Annotated in this window: 13 protein-coding genes; 10 read left to right on the top strand and 3 right to left on the bottom strand. The window is 72.9% G+C overall.

Annotated elements, in window-relative coordinates; all coding sequences use genetic code 11:
- Positions 1 to 78: 78 nt before the first annotated feature.
- Positions 79 to 909 carry an HAD family hydrolase gene (locus ACFV9Q_RS08750; RefSeq protein WP_377234076.1) on the bottom strand — a complete coding sequence of 277 codons (831 nt, stop codon included), beginning with the start codon at positions 907 to 909 and terminating at the stop codon, positions 79 to 81.
- Between the two features lie 274 nt (positions 910 to 1,183).
- Between ACFV9Q_RS08750 and ACFV9Q_RS08745 the strand changes: the two genes are divergently transcribed.
- The 9 genes from ACFV9Q_RS08745 (at position 1,184) to ACFV9Q_RS08705 (ending at position 7,655) form a co-directional block, all read left to right on the top strand.
- On the top strand, positions 1,184 to 1,972 hold the full coding sequence (locus ACFV9Q_RS08745; RefSeq protein ID WP_377234075.1) for a pilus assembly protein FlpE: 789 nt from the start codon (positions 1,184 to 1,186) through the stop codon (positions 1,970 to 1,972).
- The gene (locus ACFV9Q_RS08740) at positions 1,969 to 3,129 is read left to right on the top strand and encodes a TadA family conjugal transfer-associated ATPase (protein WP_377234074.1); all 1,161 of its coding nucleotides are present in this window, start codon (positions 1,969 to 1,971) and stop codon (positions 3,127 to 3,129) included. Before ACFV9Q_RS08745 ends, ACFV9Q_RS08740 begins: the two co-directional genes overlap by 4 nt.
- On the top strand, positions 3,123 to 4,295 hold the full coding sequence (locus tag ACFV9Q_RS08735; RefSeq protein ID WP_377234073.1) for a type II secretion system F family protein: 1,173 nt from the start codon (positions 3,123 to 3,125) through the stop codon (positions 4,293 to 4,295). Before ACFV9Q_RS08740 ends, ACFV9Q_RS08735 begins: the two co-directional genes overlap by 7 nt.
- A gap of 174 nt (positions 4,296 to 4,469) precedes the next feature.
- Positions 4,470 to 4,688 (top strand): DUF4244 domain-containing protein, encoded by a 219-nt coding sequence (locus ACFV9Q_RS08730; RefSeq protein WP_377234072.1) that lies wholly within the window; start codon positions 4,470 to 4,472, stop codon positions 4,686 to 4,688.
- A gap of 3 nt (positions 4,689 to 4,691) precedes the next feature.
- Positions 4,692 to 5,036, top strand: a complete 345-nt coding sequence (locus ACFV9Q_RS08725) for a TadE family type IV pilus minor pilin (RefSeq protein WP_377234071.1) — start codon at positions 4,692 to 4,694, stop codon at positions 5,034 to 5,036.
- Positions 5,033 to 5,485 (top strand): Rv3654c family TadE-like protein, encoded by a 453-nt coding sequence (locus ACFV9Q_RS08720; RefSeq protein WP_377234070.1) that lies wholly within the window; start codon positions 5,033 to 5,035, stop codon positions 5,483 to 5,485. The genes ACFV9Q_RS08725 and ACFV9Q_RS08720 overlap by 4 nt, the downstream gene beginning before the upstream one ends.
- A 31-nt stretch (positions 5,486 to 5,516) precedes the next feature.
- Complete coding sequence (locus tag ACFV9Q_RS08715) at positions 5,517 to 6,536, top strand: ABC transporter ATP-binding protein (RefSeq protein ID WP_377234069.1); 1,020 nt, start codon at positions 5,517 to 5,519, stop codon at positions 6,534 to 6,536.
- Entirely contained in the window at positions 6,533 to 7,417 is an 885-nt protein-coding gene (locus ACFV9Q_RS08710) for an ABC transporter permease (protein WP_377234068.1), read from the top strand. The genes ACFV9Q_RS08715 and ACFV9Q_RS08710 overlap by 4 nt, the downstream gene beginning before the upstream one ends.
- Positions 7,418 to 7,421: 4 nt before the next feature.
- The gene (locus ACFV9Q_RS08705) at positions 7,422 to 7,655 is read left to right on the top strand and encodes a helix-turn-helix transcriptional regulator (RefSeq protein WP_377234067.1); all 234 of its coding nucleotides are present in this window, start codon (positions 7,422 to 7,424) and stop codon (positions 7,653 to 7,655) included.
- Positions 7,656 to 7,697: 42 nt separating this feature from the next.
- Here the strand turns inward: ACFV9Q_RS08705 and ACFV9Q_RS08700 are convergent, their stop codons facing one another.
- Positions 7,698 to 9,701, bottom strand: coding sequence for a CocE/NonD family hydrolase (locus tag ACFV9Q_RS08700; RefSeq protein WP_377234066.1), 2,004 nt, complete (start codon positions 9,699 to 9,701; stop codon positions 7,698 to 7,700).
- A 97-nt stretch (positions 9,702 to 9,798) separates the two neighbouring features.
- Positions 9,799 to 12,408 (bottom strand): DEAD/DEAH box helicase, encoded by a 2,610-nt coding sequence (locus ACFV9Q_RS08695; RefSeq protein WP_377234065.1) that lies wholly within the window; start codon positions 12,406 to 12,408, stop codon positions 9,799 to 9,801.
- A 348-nt stretch (positions 12,409 to 12,756) separates the two neighbouring features.
- Between ACFV9Q_RS08695 and ACFV9Q_RS08690 the strand changes: the two genes are divergently transcribed.
- Entirely contained in the window at positions 12,757 to 15,780 is a 3,024-nt protein-coding gene (locus tag ACFV9Q_RS08690) for a hypothetical protein (RefSeq protein WP_377234064.1), read from the top strand.
- The last annotated feature ends 19 nt before the right edge of the window (positions 15,781 to 15,799 follow it).

Genomic DNA, 15,799 nt, shown 5'->3' with positions numbered 1-15,799 from the left:
CGGAGTCTGCCCGACGGCGTCCTTGCCGGTCGACCCGTTACTTCGGCGCGGGTACCGGCCTCGGTGTGGTCGCCGGGCTCAGCGGCGGCGTGCGCGGCGTCGGGCGGCGCGCCAGACCAGCCAGACGGTGACCCCGACCGCCACGGTGCCCACGACCGCGAGGAGCGGGAGGGGCTCGATGCGCGGGCGCAGCGCGATCGGCCGGGTGAACGCCAGCACGCCCCAGCCGGACTGCGCTGCCCGGCGCCTGAGGACCCGGTCCGGGTTGACCACGAAGGCGTGGCCGACCGCGGCCAGCATCGGGGCGTCGGTGATGGAGTCGGAGTAGGCGAAGCTCCGAGCGAGGTCGTAGTCCTCGCTCACGGCGAGCCGGCGGACGCCGACCGCCTTGTTGTCGCCGTAGTTGTAGAAGTCGATCTCGCCGGTGAAGCGGCCGTCCCGCACCGTCATCTGCGTGGAGAGCACGTGGTCCGCGCCGAGCACCGCCGCGATGGGCTCCACGAGCACCGCGGCCGATGCCGACACCACCACGACGTCCCGGCCCGCCGCGTGGTGCTCCTCGATCAGCTCGACGGCCTCGGCGTAGACGTAGGGGTCGATGAGCTCGTGCACCGTCTCGGTGACGATCTGCCGGACCTTCTCCACGTCCCAGCCGGTGACGAGCGACGAGAGGTGTGCGCGCATCCGCTCGGTCTGGTCGGCGTCGGCGTTGCCGATCATGAAGATGAAGTGGGCATAGGCGCTCCGCAGCACGTCGGCGCGCGACAGCAGCCCGCCCGCGAGCAGCGGTCGGGAGAACGCCGCGGACGAGCTCGTGGCGATGATCGTCTTGTCGAGATCGAAGAACGCGGCGGTGCGCTGTGCGCGCGGCTGCGGTCGAGAAGCGATCTGGGGCACCTGCTCGGTCACGCGACGAGCCTAGCGGGGCCGCCCGCCGGAGCAGGGCTCCGTGCCGTGATTTCTTCCGCCCGGATGAAACTCGTCCGCCCGGACCACAGACCGTCCGCACGGCGCGACGGGCGTCGGAGCCCGACCACAGGCACTACTTCTCGCCGTCCGTGCACAGCCGCGCCGAGGTGCGCAGCACAGGGTGCGGCCTGGCGGCCAGCCTGGTCGAGGAGCCCGGGCGGAGTGCCCGGGACGGCGGCCGACCGGCTGCCGGTCCTGTGCCGGAGGGGGCGCGATGATCAGCACGACGGGTGGTGCCCGGCCGGAGCCGGGCCGCGTGATCGGCGTAGTCGGGGCGTGCGGCGGCGCGGGCACGTCAGTGGTGGCGGCGTGCGTCGCGCACGGCCTGCGCCGTGGTGGCGAGCGCGCCACGCTCGTGGATCTGGACGCGCACGCGCCGGGTACGGACCTGCTGCTCGGGGCCGACGACGGCCGCGGCGCGCGCTGGCCCGACCTCGTCGAGGCGCGCGGCGAGGTCGACGGGCTCGGCGTGGTCACGGCGCTGCCCCGCTGGGGCGCGGTACCCGTGCTGAGCGGCACGGCATCGGGGCCGCCGCCGGACGACGACGTGGTGCTCGGCGTGTGCCGCGGGCTCGTGCGCGCCGGCGAGACGCTCGTGCTCGACCTGCCGCGGCCTGGCGGCTGGGACAGTGCCACCCGGCGGAGCGGCGGCGGCTTTCCGGGCGAGGTGTCCGGTGGTGCCCGGGCGGTGCGGGCGCTCCTCGCGGCCTGCGAGACGGTGCTGCTCGTCGTCCCCCTGACCCTGTCCGCGGCCGTCGGCGCGCAGCGGGCGCGCGACGCCCTCCGCGCCGCGGACGTGACCGACGTGCGCGTGGTGGCACGCGGCCCCGCGCCCGGCACGGTCGACCCCGACGACGTCGCCGCCGCGCTCGGGCTGCCCACGATCGGGGTCCTCGGCCGGGACGCCGGGCTCGCACGGGCGATCGAGCGCGGCGAGGGTCCCGCCGTGGCGTACCGGACCGTGCTCGGCCGGTTCGCCGCCGACGTGGCGGCCACGCTGTGACCGCGCCCTCGGTCGAGCCGTCCCTGCTCGACGACGTCCGCGCGCGGCTCGCGACCGGGCGCGCAGGCGCGGACGCCGCCGTGCGTGCCGCCGTACGGGACTCCGGGCGCGTGCTCGGGTCCGACGCCCTGCGGGACCTGGAGCGGGCGGCCCGGGCCGAGCTCACCGGCGCCGGCCCGCTGCAGCCGTTCCTCGACGCGCCCGACGTCACCGACGTGCTGGTCAACGGCCCGCGCGACGTATGGGTCGAACGGGGCGCCGGTCTGGAGCGGGCCGCGGTCGACCTGGGGTCGGCCGCCGAGGTGCGGGCGCTCGCCGTCCGCCTGGCGGCGCTCGGCGGTCAGCGGCTCGACGACGCCTGCCCCACCGTGGACGCGCGCCTGCCCGATGGCACCCGGCTGCACGCCGTGCTCGAACCCCTGGCCGAGACGGGCGCCCTGATCTCCCTGCGCGTGCTGCGCACCCGCGCGTTCACGCTCGACGAGCTCGTGACCGGCGGCGCGCTGCCGCGGCAGTGGGCAGGCCTGCTGCGCTCCCTCGTGCGGAGCCGGGCGAACGTGCTGATCAGCGGGGGTACGGGCACCGGCAAGACGACGCTGCTCTCCGCGCTCCTCTCCCTGGTGCCGGACGGGGAACGCGTGGTGACCGTCGAGGAGGCGCGCGAGCTGCGACCCGCCCACCCGCACGTCGTGCACCTCGCCGCGCGGCGCGCCAACGTCGAGGGCGCCGGCGCCGTGGACCTGGCCGACCTGGTGCGGAACGCCCTGCGCATGCGGCCCGACCGGATCGTGCTCGGCGAGTGCCGTGGCGCCGAGGTGCGCGAGGTACTCATGGCGATGAACACCGGCCACGACGGCGGCTTCGCGACGCTGCACGCCAACGCCGTCGGCGTGGTGCCGGCCCGGCTGGAGGCGCTCGCGGGCCTGGCCGGGATGACCCGGGAGGCGGTGGCCGCGCAGGCGGTGGGTGCGCTGGACGTGGTCCTGCACCTGCGGCGCGGGCAGGGGACGCGGTACCTGGCGGAGATCGGGCTCGTGGGCAGAGCCCCGGACGGCGGGCTGGAGGTGCGCACCGCCGGGCGCTGGGACGGCAACGGCGGGTGGACGACGGATCCGAGCACGTGGAGCGAGCTGACGGGGAGGTACGGATCGTGCTGAGAGTCGTGGAATCGCTCGGCGTGGGTCTGCTCGTGGCGGCCGGCGTCTGGCTGGTGCTGGCGCGCGGTGGTCGGCGGCTGCGGGCGGTGCTCGCCGGACCGGGCGCGGGCGGTCCTGCGGCGGGAGTCGCCGTCGCCCCCGGTGCGGCTGGGCCGGTGACCGCCAGGTCGGGCCGCAGAGGTGCGGGCGGGCGGAGAGCGGGCAGGCCGGGAGCGGGCGGGCGGGCAGCGGGCGGGCGGGGAGCGGGCGGAGACGTCCGCGTCGTCGTGCTGCAGGTGGTCGCGCTGCTCAAGGCAGGTTCGCCGCCCGGTGCCGCGTGGTCGCGCGCCGCGGGGGTGGGCGTCGACCTTGCGGGTGTGCCCGACGTCGACGCGCTGGGCCGGGTGCTCGGCCCCCGGCACGCGGAGGCGGTGGTCGCGGCGACCAGGCTCGCGCTCGACGTCGGGGCACCGCTCGGCCGGGTGCTGGAGCAGGTCGCGGCAACCCTGGTCGCGGAGGCCGAGGCGCAGGCCGAACGGGCCGCGGCGCTCGCCGGTCCGCGGACCACGGGTCGGCTGCTCATGTGGCTGCCGGTCGCGGGTGGGTTTCTCGGGTGGGTGCTCGGCGCCGACCCGGTGGGCACGGCCACGGACGGCGGCGTCGGAACCGGGGCTCTGGTGGCCGGTGCGGTGCTGCTCGTGGTGGGGCGGGTCTGGTCGGACCGGCTGGTGGCCACGGCGGGCGGGGCGGAACGGCCCGGCGTCGACGTCCAGGTGGTGCTGGAGCTGCTGGCGGCCGCGATGCGGTCCGGGGCGGGGGTGCCGCGCGCGCTGCAGGCGGTGGGCGCCGCCGTCGACGGTCCCGACGGTCAGGTGCTCACCCGCGCGGCACACGCACTCGTGCTCGGCTCCGCCTGGGAGCGGGCGTGGGCCCATGCGCCGGAGGCGCTCGGCCCGGTGGTGCACGCGCTGCGGGGTGCGTGGCTCGACGGCGCCGCGCCGGGCGAGGCGTTGCGTGCCGCCGGGGCGGAGGTGCGGCACGTGCGGAGCGCGGCGAGCCGGACCGCCGCGGCACGGCTCGGGGTGCGGCTCGTGCTGCCGCTGGGCGTCTGCTACCTGCCGGCGTTCGTGCTGGTGGGCCTGGTCCCGGTGCTGTTGGCCCTGGGTATCGACCTGCTCGCGGGCTGAGTCGGGACACGGGCGCCGGGTGGCCGGCACCCGACGAGAGATGAGGACTTCGGCGCGCTCAGGTGCGCCGGTGCCGTCCGCCGTACGGCGGACGGGGCCCGTCGCGACGGGCCGTACAGGGTGCCCGCGAGCAGGCCGGGAGGCGTGCGAGCGGGCGGAGCAGAAGGAGCAGACATGACGATCACGACAGCGGTTGCCTGTCCCGAGCCGGACGACCGGTCGCGGACGGAGGCCGACGGGCGCGAGTCGGAGCGGGGGCTGGCCACGGCCGAGTACGCGATCGCGACGCTCGCCGCGGCCGCCTTCGCGGGCGCGCTGATGGCAGTCCTCAAGGGCGGTGACGTGAAGTCGATGCTCACGTCGCTCATCCAGTCGGCGCTGACGGCCGGCTGATCCATGGCGGAGCGTGAGTCGGAACGCGGCACGGTCACGGCCGAGCTGGCCATCGGGCTGCCGGTCGTCGTCCTCGTGCTCGTCGCCGTGCTCACCCTCGTGGCCGCGTCCACGGCGCAGATGCGCGCCCTGGACGCGGCCCGCGCGGGGGCGCGGGCGGTGGCGATCGGGGAGCAGGGCGACGCCGTGGCTGCGGTCGTCGCGCGGGTGGGCGGGCCCGAGGCCGAGATGTCGCTCGCGCGGGAGGGCGAGTGGGTGCGGGTGACCGTCACGCGGCCGGTCTCGGGCGGCTGGGTGTCCGGCCCGCTGCGGGCCACGGGGACGGCGGCGGCCTGGGTGGAGCCGTGAGGTCGGTCGACGGCCCCGGGCGGGGCAGCGCGGGGCACGGCTCCGCGCGCGGCGGCGTCGGGTGTGATCCCGAGCGCGGCGCCGGCACCGTCCTGGTGCTCGGGATCGTCGCCGCGGCGCTGCTTCTCGCGGTCGGCATCGCTGCGCTCGGCGCGGCCCAGAGCGCGCGCGGCACCGCGCAGGCGGCGGCCGACCTCGGGGCGATCGCCGGCGCGACCGCACTGCGCGACGGGTTCGACCCGTGCGGGACGGCGGGCGCCGCCGTCGCGCGCAACGGTGCGGAGATCGCGTCGTGCGAGGTGCTCGGGGGAGGGGTGGTGCGGGTCGCCGCTGCGCGCGCGGCGGTCGGGCCGGCCGGGGAGCTCGGCGGCGCGCTCGGGTCGGCACGAGCCACGGCGCGGGCCGGTCCCCGGGAAAAGGGGATGACGTGGAACCCCGACGGATCGTAGTATCACTGCTATGGATGGTATGGAGAGTGCGATGACTGCACAGGACCGACCTCCGCCGTCGGGCGACGTGGCGCTCGACGTGCGTGACCTACGGATGAGATACGGGACGAAGGACGTGCTCAAGGGCGTGTCCTTCACGGCGCAGCGCGGCGAGGTCGTCGCCCTGCTCGGGCCCAACGGCGCCGGCAAGACCACCACGATCGAGATCCTCGAGGGCTTCCGCATGCGGTCGGCCGGCGAGGTCTTGGTGCTCGGGCAGGACCCGGCGCACGGCGACGAGGCATGGCGCGCACGGCTGGGCGTCGTGCTCCAGTCATGGCGGGACCACAGCCGGTGGCGGGTGCGGGACCTGCTCGGATACCTCGCACGGTTCTACCTCCCCTACTCGACCGCCGAGGTGTCGCGGCCGTGGGACGTGGACGAGCTGATCACGGTGGTCGGCCTCGCGGAGCAGACCAACGCCAAGGTCCAGACGCTCTCGGGCGGGCAGCGGCGCCGCCTCGACGTGGCCATCGGGATCGTCGGGCGTCCGGAGCTCGTGTTCCTCGACGAGCCGACGGCGGGCTTCGACCCGCACGCCCGGCGCGAGTTCCACGACCTGGTGCACCGGTTGGCCGACTTCGAGAACACGACGGTCCTGCTCACGACGCACGACCTCGACGAGGCCGAGAAGCTCGCGGACCGGATCCTCGTGCTCGACGGGGGTGTGGTCGTCGCCAACGGGTCGGCGGAACAGCTGGCCCGCGAGCTGACCACCCAGGCGGAGGTGCGCTGGACGTCCGAGGGGCACCGGAACATCCACGCGGTGACCGAGGGTGATCCCACCGCGTTCGTCCGCCGGCTGCTGGCGGGTGACCCCGACGTCAGCGAGCTCGAGGTCAAACGGGCCAGCCTCGAGGACACCTACATGGCGCTGGTGCACCGGGCCGAGACCTACCGGCCGGAGTCGGACGGCGCGGTGTCGGACGACGCAGGGTCGGACTACGCCGAGCCGCCGGCGGGGCAGGGCCGGACCGACCGGGCCGAGCAGAGCGAGGGAGTGCAGTCATGACCGCGACCGCGACCGCCGACAGGCGCACGCAGAATGACGCGCGCCGGGCTGCCGTCCGGGCCGGGCTAGTCCGGGGCTGGCTCGAGACCAAGTACTCGGTCACGAGCGCGAGCGACCTCGTCTGGATCCTCGCGTTCCCGGTCATCTACGCGGTGGTCCTGCTGTTCATGCGGGGCAGCACCGTCCCTGGCACCGACTTCGCGCTGGGTGCCATGGTGCTGCCGAGCCTGGTCGGCATGAGCATCGCGTTCGGCGGGCTGACCGGCCCCGCCAGCACGATCGCCGTCGACCGGGAGGACGGGACGCTGCTCCGGGCCAAGGCGACGCCCAACGGGATGCTGGGCTACCTGGTCGGCAAGATCCTGATGTTCGCGCTGACCACCCTGGTGGGCCTGATCGTGCTGGTCATCCCCGCCGTCACTGTCGCGGGAGAGCTGCGGCTCGACGGCCGCACCGTCGTCCTGCTGACGCTGGTCTTCCTGGTCGGGATGGTCGCCACCGTGCCGATCAGCGTGGCGCTCGGGTCGCTGTTCAGGAGCGCCTCGCAGACGGGGCTGCTGTTCCTGGGTTCCATGCTCCTGATCGTGCCGTCCGGGATCTTCTACCCGATCACGGCGCTGCCCGAGTGGCTGCAGTGGGTGGGACAGGTGTTCCCGTACTACTGGCTCGGGCTGGGCGCCCGGTCGGCGATGCTTCCCGAGAGCATGGTCACGGCGGAGATCGGCGAGTCGTGGCGCACGGCCGAGATGTTCGCGGTGCTCGGTCTCTGGGCGGTTGTGGGTATGGTGCTCGCGCCGATCGTGCTTCGCAGGATGGCCCGGCGGGAGTCGGGTTCCACGGTGGCGGCGGCGCGGGAGCGTTACATGGCCAAGGGGTACTGAGCTGGTGGGGGAGCAGTCCGACGTCGTCCACAACCGCATAGCGATGCTGCGTGCCGAACGCGGTATCTCGCGGCGGGAGCTCGCCGACGCGCTCGGCGTGCACTACCAGACCGTGGGCTACCTCGAACGGGGCGAGTACAGCCCGTCGCTGTTCCTCGCGCTGCGCATCGCGGAGTACTTCGGCGTGGCGGTCGAGGTGGTCTTCTCGACGAGCCCGTTCAAGCGGCTGGGCGAGTAGTCCTCGCCGCGGGGAGGCGTACCTCCCCGCGGCAGGCGCGCGTCACCGCGGCACGACCACCCGGGTCTCGGGCAGGAGCGCCGACCGGGTGACGTCGGCGGCGTCCGGCACCAGGCTGTGGCCGGGTGTGAAGCTCGTCATCGGACCGGACACGGGCAGGTTCAGCGTCGTGGCGCCGAGGTCGACCGAGTACTGCGTCGCCGCGCGGTCCACGGTCACGGTGGCGCCCCGGTCGGTGCCCATGACCACGAGCCCGAGCTGGTGCCCGGCGGGGACGACCAGGTCGTTCGTCTGCATCTCGACGGTCACGGTGTGCGTGCCGGCACCGTCGAGGCGGGCCCAGCCGCGACCCAGCACCTGGAGCTCCGTGGACCCGATGTTCCGGACCACGTCGCGGTAGCAGGCGTCGTCGACCCCGGCGGACTCGCCGTAGCAGGACTCGGTGCCGAGGGTCGTCGCGCCCTCGCCACCGGTGAGCACCCGGTCCATCACGCCGTAGTCGACGAGCCCCACCGTGATCTGGCCGGTCGGTGCGCCGTGGGTGACGGTCGTCGTCACCGATGCCGCCCCTGAGAGCCGCAGGTCGTCCGTCAGCGTGCCGGTGCGGAAGAGCAGCCGGTTCGGGTTGGTGCCCGCGGTCAGAGCGGTGTTGAAGGTCTGGTTCGGGGCGTTCACCCAGCCGGCGTCGGCCGCGCGGCCGCGTGCGCCGAGCGCGAGGCTGCCGTCCGCACGCGGCCGCAGCCGTGCGGTGCGGTCCGTGACGGGCCAGGTGTCCGAGGTGACGACCTCGTTCGGGGCGACCTCGACCCGCACCGCGGGCTCGTCGGTGATCTCGTTGTCCACACCGAGCAGCTCGTGGTCGAACCAACGGTGCAGGGTGTCGACCCACTCGGCCCGGTCCGAGTCGAACGGGTCGACGTGCCCCAGCCGCGTGAGCCACAGCTTGCGCTCCACGCCCTGCTCGCCGAGCGCCGTCCACCAGCGGGAGAAGTTGGGGGTGTCGACGTTGGTGTCCTGCGCGCCGTGCACGACGAAGACGCTGGCGGTGACCTGCGAGGCGTCGAACATGGAGCCGGAGCGGTAGTCGCGTTCGGCCCAGAAGGCGTTGTGGGCGCCGGACGCGTCGTCGGCCGCCGTGTTCAGTGCCTCGGTGATCGCCGAGCAGTCCGTCGCGACGTGCCGGCCGCCGGCCACGTAGCCCATGAGGAATCGCGGGTAGTTCGCCGAGAAGGGGAGGCCCTGCGCCCGGTCGTAGTCGTACCAGGAGCTGATCGCGCCGATCGGCACGATCGTCTCCAGCCCCTCGACGCCGGTCGCGGCGACGCCGTTGGCGAGCGTGCCGTCGTAGGACTTGCCGATCATGCCGGTCTTCCCCGTGGTCCAGTCGGCGACCACGGGCTCCCCGGTGTCGGGGTCCACCGCCGTCGCCCTGCCGTTCAGCCAGTCCACCACGGCCTTCACCGAGAGCACGTCGGAGGGCCCGCCATGGTCCGTACAGCCCGTGGACCAGCCGGTCCCGGCCATGTCCACCGCCACGTACGCGTATCCGCGCGGCACGAACCAGTTGTCGTAGTAGAGCGGGAACAGCGCCGGGTCCCCGGCCGCGTCGTACTGCTTGAGCTCGCTCTCGTTGCCGCGGCCGCAGCATGTGTAGTACGGGCTGGCGTCCATCACGACGGGCACCTCGGCGACGCCGTCGAGCTCGGCGGGGCGGATGATGTCGGCGCGGATCTCCTCGGCGTCGCCGTCGCCGTCCAGGTCCGGCGCGATCACGTTCACCGACTCGCGGACCGCGCCCGCGTAGTCGTAGACGGGGGCCGTGACGCCGTCGTCGTCGAGGACGTACGGGGTCTCGGCCGGAATCTCGGCGGCCGGCACTTGAGGGGCCGGCGCTTCAGCGGCCGGAGTCTCGGCGGCCGGCGCCTCAGCCGCGGGAACTGTTGGAACCGCCGCCGCGGGAACCGTTCCGGCGGCCAGGGCCAGTCCCGTGAGTGCGGCGACGACGGCGGCGGCGACCTGCTTCGCCCGGACGTGGTGGACTCGCATCGGCGTGCTCCCTCGCGACGAACGGCTTGGTCCGGGGGAACATATCGGGTGAATGTCGCATAAGGAAGGCTGCGCGGTTACGTCGGGGTAAGCGTCGCTACGGCGTCGGCAGGTCGCCCGCCGGCGTCGCCGCCCGCGGGTCGTGGGACAGCACGGCGTCCAGGAGCCGCACCGCGGCGTCCTTGTGGAGCGGCGCGTTGTAGTTGCCGCACTTGGGCGACTGCACGCACGCCGGGCAGCCGTCCGCGCAGGGACAGGCCGCGATCGCGTCGCGGGTCGCCCGCAGCCACGTCGCGCCCAGGTCGTAGGCCCGTTCCGCGAAGCCCGCGCCGCCCGGGTAGGCGTCGTAGACGAACACCGTGGCCTCACCGGTGTCGGGGTGCAGCTCGGTCGAGACCCCGCCGAGGTCCCAGCGGTCGCACGTCGCGAGCAGCGGCAGCAGCCCGATCGAAGCGTGCTCCGCCGCGTGGAGCGCGCCCGGCGCCTGCTCGGGCGAGATGTCCGCGGCCCGCAGCACGAACTCCGGGACCGACCACCAGACCGCGACCGTCCCGAGGGTGTGCTCGGGGAGCTCGAGCTGCTCCGTCCCCAGCACCTGCATGTCCGGGACACGACGGCGCTGGAAGCTCACCACCTGCGACGTCACCTCCACGGGGCCGAGCCCCCACGTCACCGGTCCCCACTCGCGGGTGACCAGGTCGTGGCCGGGACCGTCGTCTTCCTGGGCCGCCGCGGGGCCGCCGTCAGGCGACTGGTCCCACCCCTCGATCGCCACCGACATGACCGACCGCGACCACGTCCCGTAGTCGAGCCGCCGCCGCTGCACGACGGCGGTGTGGTCGGTCAGGTCGAGGTGCGCCACCACGTAGGTGGTGCCCTGGTGCACGTAGACGGCGCCGTCGTGCACCTGACCGTCCGCGGAGGCCGCGTCGACCGTGCCGAGCATCCGGCCCGTGCCCTGTTCGACCACGCGCACGGGCGTGCCGCCCGCGCCGCGCAGGTCGGTCAGACCCGCGGCGGGCTGGTGGTGGGTCCAGTACCACCCGGAGGTCCGACGCCGGAGCGCGCCCCGGGCGACCAGCACGTCGAGGATCCCGCGCACGTGGCCGGCGTCGCCGAACGCCGCGAGGTCCTCGGACCGCAGCGGGGCTTCCTGGGCCGCCGCGCACAGGTGCGGCGCCAGCACGTGCGGGTTCGCCGGATCAAACACCGTGGCCTCGAGCGGGGCGTCGAACACGGCCTCCGGGTGGGTCACGAGGTAGGTGTCGAGCGGGTCCTCGCGCGCGACGAAGGCGACCAGGCCGTCCGCTCCGGCCCGCCCCGCGCGGCCCGCCTGCTGCCACAGCGACATGCGGGTGCCGGGCCAGCCCGCGATGAGCACCGCGTCGAGGCCGGAGATGTCCACGCCCAGCTCCAGCGCGTTGGTGGTCGCCAGGCCGAGCAGCTCGCCCGTGCGCAGGGCCTGCTCCAGCTCGCGGCGCTCCTCGGGAAGGTAGCCGCCGCGGTAGGCGGCGATCCGGCGGCCGGCCTCGGGTGCGGAGTGCCGCAGGTGGTCGCGGGCCTGCTGGGCCACCGACTCCGCCCCGCGCCGCGACCGCGTGAACGCGAGGCTGCGGGCGCCGGCCTCGGCGAGGTCGGCCAGCAGGTCGGCGACCTCCGCGGTGGCCGACCGGCGCGGATGCTCCGGCGGCGCGGTGGTCGCGACGGGGTCGGCCTCCGAGTCTTCGCCGGGCAGCGCCCAGGGGTCGGGCTCGTTGGGGTCGGCGCGTTGCATCGAGATCGGTTCATCCCGGGGCCCGCCGGAGGCCTCCGCGGCAGCACCGTCCACAGGCGGGCGCCAGGAGGCGATCTCCGGCGGCTGCCACAGCACCACGGTCCGGCGTCCCGACGGCGAGGCGTCCTCGGTGACGGCCGTGACGTCGTCGGGCGACACCCCGATGAGACGGGCCGCGCTGACGGCGGGCTCCGCCGTCGTCGCCGAGGCGACCACGAACGTGGGCGAGCCCTCCCCGTACCGCGCCGCGAGCCGCGCGAGCCGGCGCAGCACCAGCGAGACGTGCGCGCCGAAGACGCCGCGGTACGCGTGCCCCTCGTCGACGACGACGTACCGCAGCCCCTTGAGCAGCCGTGACCAGCGACGATGGTTGGGCAGCAGGGCGTAGTGCAGAAAGTCGGGGTTGGTCAGGACGACGTCGGCGTGGTCCTGGACCCAGGACCGCTCCTCGCGCGAGGTGTCGCCGTCGCACGTGGCGACGCGCACGTCGCGCGTGCCGGCCGCGTCGAGGACGCGTTCGAGCGCGCTGAGCTGGTCGGCGGCCAGCGCCTTGGTGGGGCTGAGGTAGATGGTCGTGGGCCGCACGTGCGCCGAGGCGATGTTCCCGGGGTCGAGGGTCGCGGCGGCCGCCGCGGTACGGACCGCCGACAGTGCGGGCAGCCAGAACGCGAGCGACTTGCCCGACCCTGTGGACGTGGCCAGCGCGGTGTGCCGACCCCGGTGCACCAGGTCGGCGGCCACGGCCTGGTGCGTCCACGGCCGGTCCACGCCGAGCCTCCGGTACCCCTGCACCACGGTCGCGTCCGCCCAGTCTGGCCAGTCCGCGTGCTCGGCCGTGCGCTCCGGGAACGTGCGCGACGCCGTCAGCCGCTCGGCGCGCGCGCCACCGGCGAGGAGCACGTCGAGGAGGGGGTGAGTGGGGACGTCGGGCACGCAGGACAGTGTCGCACCCGGGTGTGAGGCGGTGAGCAGACAGGTCTTGGTTCCTTGCTGTCCAAGTAATGCGTGCGCTCTGGTCATGCATCGGTGCTGTTTCTTGCGTGAAACTCATTTCACCCGGGGATTCGCCTGGTGAGTGACGGTTTTGTGGCTTCTCAGGCGATACATTCCGAACGCCATCCTCCCCACTCCACCCGGAGCGCAGCCATGTCACGGTCGTTCGGAGATCGCTCCCAGTTGCGACGGGCGTTCTCATCACTCCTTGCTTTCGGCGCTGCGGGTGCCCTAGTCGTCGGGCTGGCAGTAGAGCCTGCCGCCGCAACAGCTGTCGCAGATGCATCCGTGGAGACGCCCCGGTTCGTTCAGGAGGGCACCCCCGCCGACAACGGTGGCCAGGCGGTGCCATGGGGCGCCGGTCTCGGCCTCAGGGCGGACGACGACACTACGTACGCATGGGAACTGCCTCCCGGTGTGACGCACACAGCGGTCTCGGCCGGCAGCACGGGAAGCGCTGTGATCACAATGTTCTTGCGCAGCGACGGCCGAGTCGTCGGGTTGGTGGACGACGATCGACAGTCGCAACCCGTGGTCCCCGAGCTTCCCGACGGCCTTGACTACACAGCGGTGTCCGCAGGACAGAACGGCGCGAGCTTCCTCCTTCGCTCAGACGGTGCGCTCGTCACGGTGCTCCGGCCAAACGTGCTGACGCCGCAAGTGCCGGCTCTGCCTGCCGGAATGTCCTACGGCGCGGTCGACGTCGGACTGGCTGGTGCCTATGCCGTCAGGTCGGACGGGCAGATTGTCGGCATCAAAGCCGGGTGGTCCAGTTCACTCCCCTTGACGTGTACCGATGCGTTCATACCGCCAGCGGGGATCAAGTACACGGCTATCAATGCGGACCATCTCAGCTGGGCCGCGGTTCGTTCGGACGGCGCCGTCGTGTACTGCCGCTACGGCAGCAGTAGCGCCCAGGTGGTCACGCCGGCCGCGGGCACTCGTTTCGTGGGCGTTGACGTTGCGCGCGGCCCGGACGGTAACGCTCAGGGGTTTGGGTACGCCCTTCGCGACGACAACGTCATCGTTGGTTTCGGGTCCGCTCCCGAGCCCCCTGCTGTCCCGGCCGGACGAGCTGTGGTCGGCCTTTCCGCACACGTTACGTACCCCACTGCGGAGCACGGTTCTGGCGGCGCCGCGGTTCTCGACGACGGGACGGTCCTGACGTGGGGTGGAGCCGAGGCCGCTCCGCCGCCCGATCTTCCCGGCCCGCTCGGTGCGGTCGCAGTCTCCGAGTACGGATCGGAGAAGTGGCTCATCCGAGCCGGCAACGCGGCAGCGGTCGAGCTGGAGGTCACGTCACCTACCACTGTCAACTACAACCAGCTGACCGACGTCGAGGTGGCTGTCAGGGCAGGGGACGGGACGTCGCCATCCGGCTGGGTGCGCCTCGGAGACGTGCGCGATGACGGCACCACGTGGTGGGGAGATCCCAAGAAGGTCGTGGACGGTCGCGTGGCGTTCACCTTTCGCGGTTCCCCGGCGGGCACGTACCGCCGCGCGCTGAGGTTTGACGGCCCGCCGTTCACGACCGCCGTGCTTCCGGTCGACTTCGTCGTGCAGTCGCAGAGGCCCTCGACGCTGACTGTCGATATGCCAGAGTCCTGGAGCGTGGGTGAGTCCGGCGTCTACGTGCAGACCCACGTGACAGCCGAAGGCGGTGTCTCGACCGAGGAGGGCTCGGTCAGGGTGATTGCCGAAGCCACCGGTGAGGCGCTGAGCACAAGCTCCTATGAGGGGCGCCTGAAGATCGATACGAGCGTGCTCCCCGTCGGTGGCAGGCAGCGGGTCCGTGTCGACTATCGGTCCGAGGGACCGGCTGCTTCGACATCATGGGTGGGCACGGTGACGGTCCTGCCTACGCCAGAGACAGCGACGACTGCAGAGTCCGAACTGGTCGCCGACTATGCGGACTACAGCGCACTGCTCGGCGTCGACGTGTCGGTCAGGACCCGCGACGGCTCACGCCTGGGGGTCGGCAGCTTTGAGATCCTTGCTTCGGACGGCACAGTGCTGGGTTCGTCCGGTCAGCTCTGGGACGACGGCTCGGGTGTTCTGACCGACCTGGTGTACGTGCATCTCGACAAGATGCCGCCTGGCGAGCACCCGGTCACGGTTCGCTGGGTCCCGACCCCCGACTGGGACCTTGCTCATCCCACGGGTGAAACGCTGCCCTCCCAATGGTCCGGAACACTGACGATCCGCAAGGCCCCCACCTCGATCCGTATCGCCACCTCCAACAGGTTCGAGTATGGCCGGGACACCTCCGTCGGTGTCACGGTCGTTCCCAGCACCATTACTGATGTCGAAGGCGAGCTCGTGGCCAAGATCGATGGTGTGGAGGTCGGTCGCGCCGACCGTATTGGTACCTCCGGCGCCAGCGTGTCCGTTCCGGTGCTGCTGAGTGGCGTGTCCGCGGGTACTCATCAACTTGAGATCTCGTACCTCGGATCGGACCTTCTGAAGCCGTCCGCTGTATCCCAGCAGATCGAGGTGGCTCGAGCGGCTTTCTCGGCTCCTGCCGTCACTATCGTCGGGACAGCCCAGGTCGGCGCAACGCTCACCGCGAACCGAGGAACGTGGACACCGGTCCCTTCCTCGACGACATATCTGTGGATGGCCGATGGTGTACCGATCGCCGGCGCCACGAGGTCGAGTCTCGCTGTTCCCGAGTCAGCGCTGGGCAAGCGAATCAGCGTGGCCGTGACCGGGGCTCGTGCGAACTACACGAACCTGACGCGAACGAGCACCCACACGGAGCCGGTTCTGGGCGTCTTCGTCCCGTCGAGGCTGCCCTCCGTCGCCGGCACGGTACAGGTCGGTAAGACCCTCACCGCCAACCGCTGGACCTGGTCCCCGACACCCACAGCGGTCACGTATCAGTGGCGTCTGGACGGCAAGGCGGTCTCGGGCGCGACGTCGAAGACCTGGACGGTCCCGGCGTCAGCCAAGGGCAAGAAGGTGTCGGTCGCGATCACGGGGTCGAAGACGGGCTACACCTCCAAGACCCTCGTGAGTCCCGCGACGGCGGCCGTGAAGGCTGGTGCGTTTGTCGCGCCGGCGACCAAGATCACGGGTACTACCAAGGTCGGTTCCACCCTCAAGGCCGTGCGTGGCACGTGGACCCCGCAGCCGTCGACGGTGAAGTACCAGTGGAAGGTCGGGGGCGTCGTGGTCAAGGGTGCGACGAACTACTTCTTCAAGGTGCCGGCCTCGGCGAAGGGCAAGCGGGTCGCCGTCGTGGTCACCGGTTCCAGGACGGGCTACGTGACCAAGACCGTCACCAGTGCACTGACGAGTGCGATCCGTTGATGCGATTCGCAAGGACTCC

This window comes from Promicromonospora sp. NPDC059942, from assembly GCF_042731755.1.
Lineage (GTDB): Bacteria > Actinomycetota > Actinomycetes > Actinomycetales > Cellulomonadaceae > Promicromonospora.
This window is presented reverse-complemented; position numbering and strand designations above follow the sequence as displayed.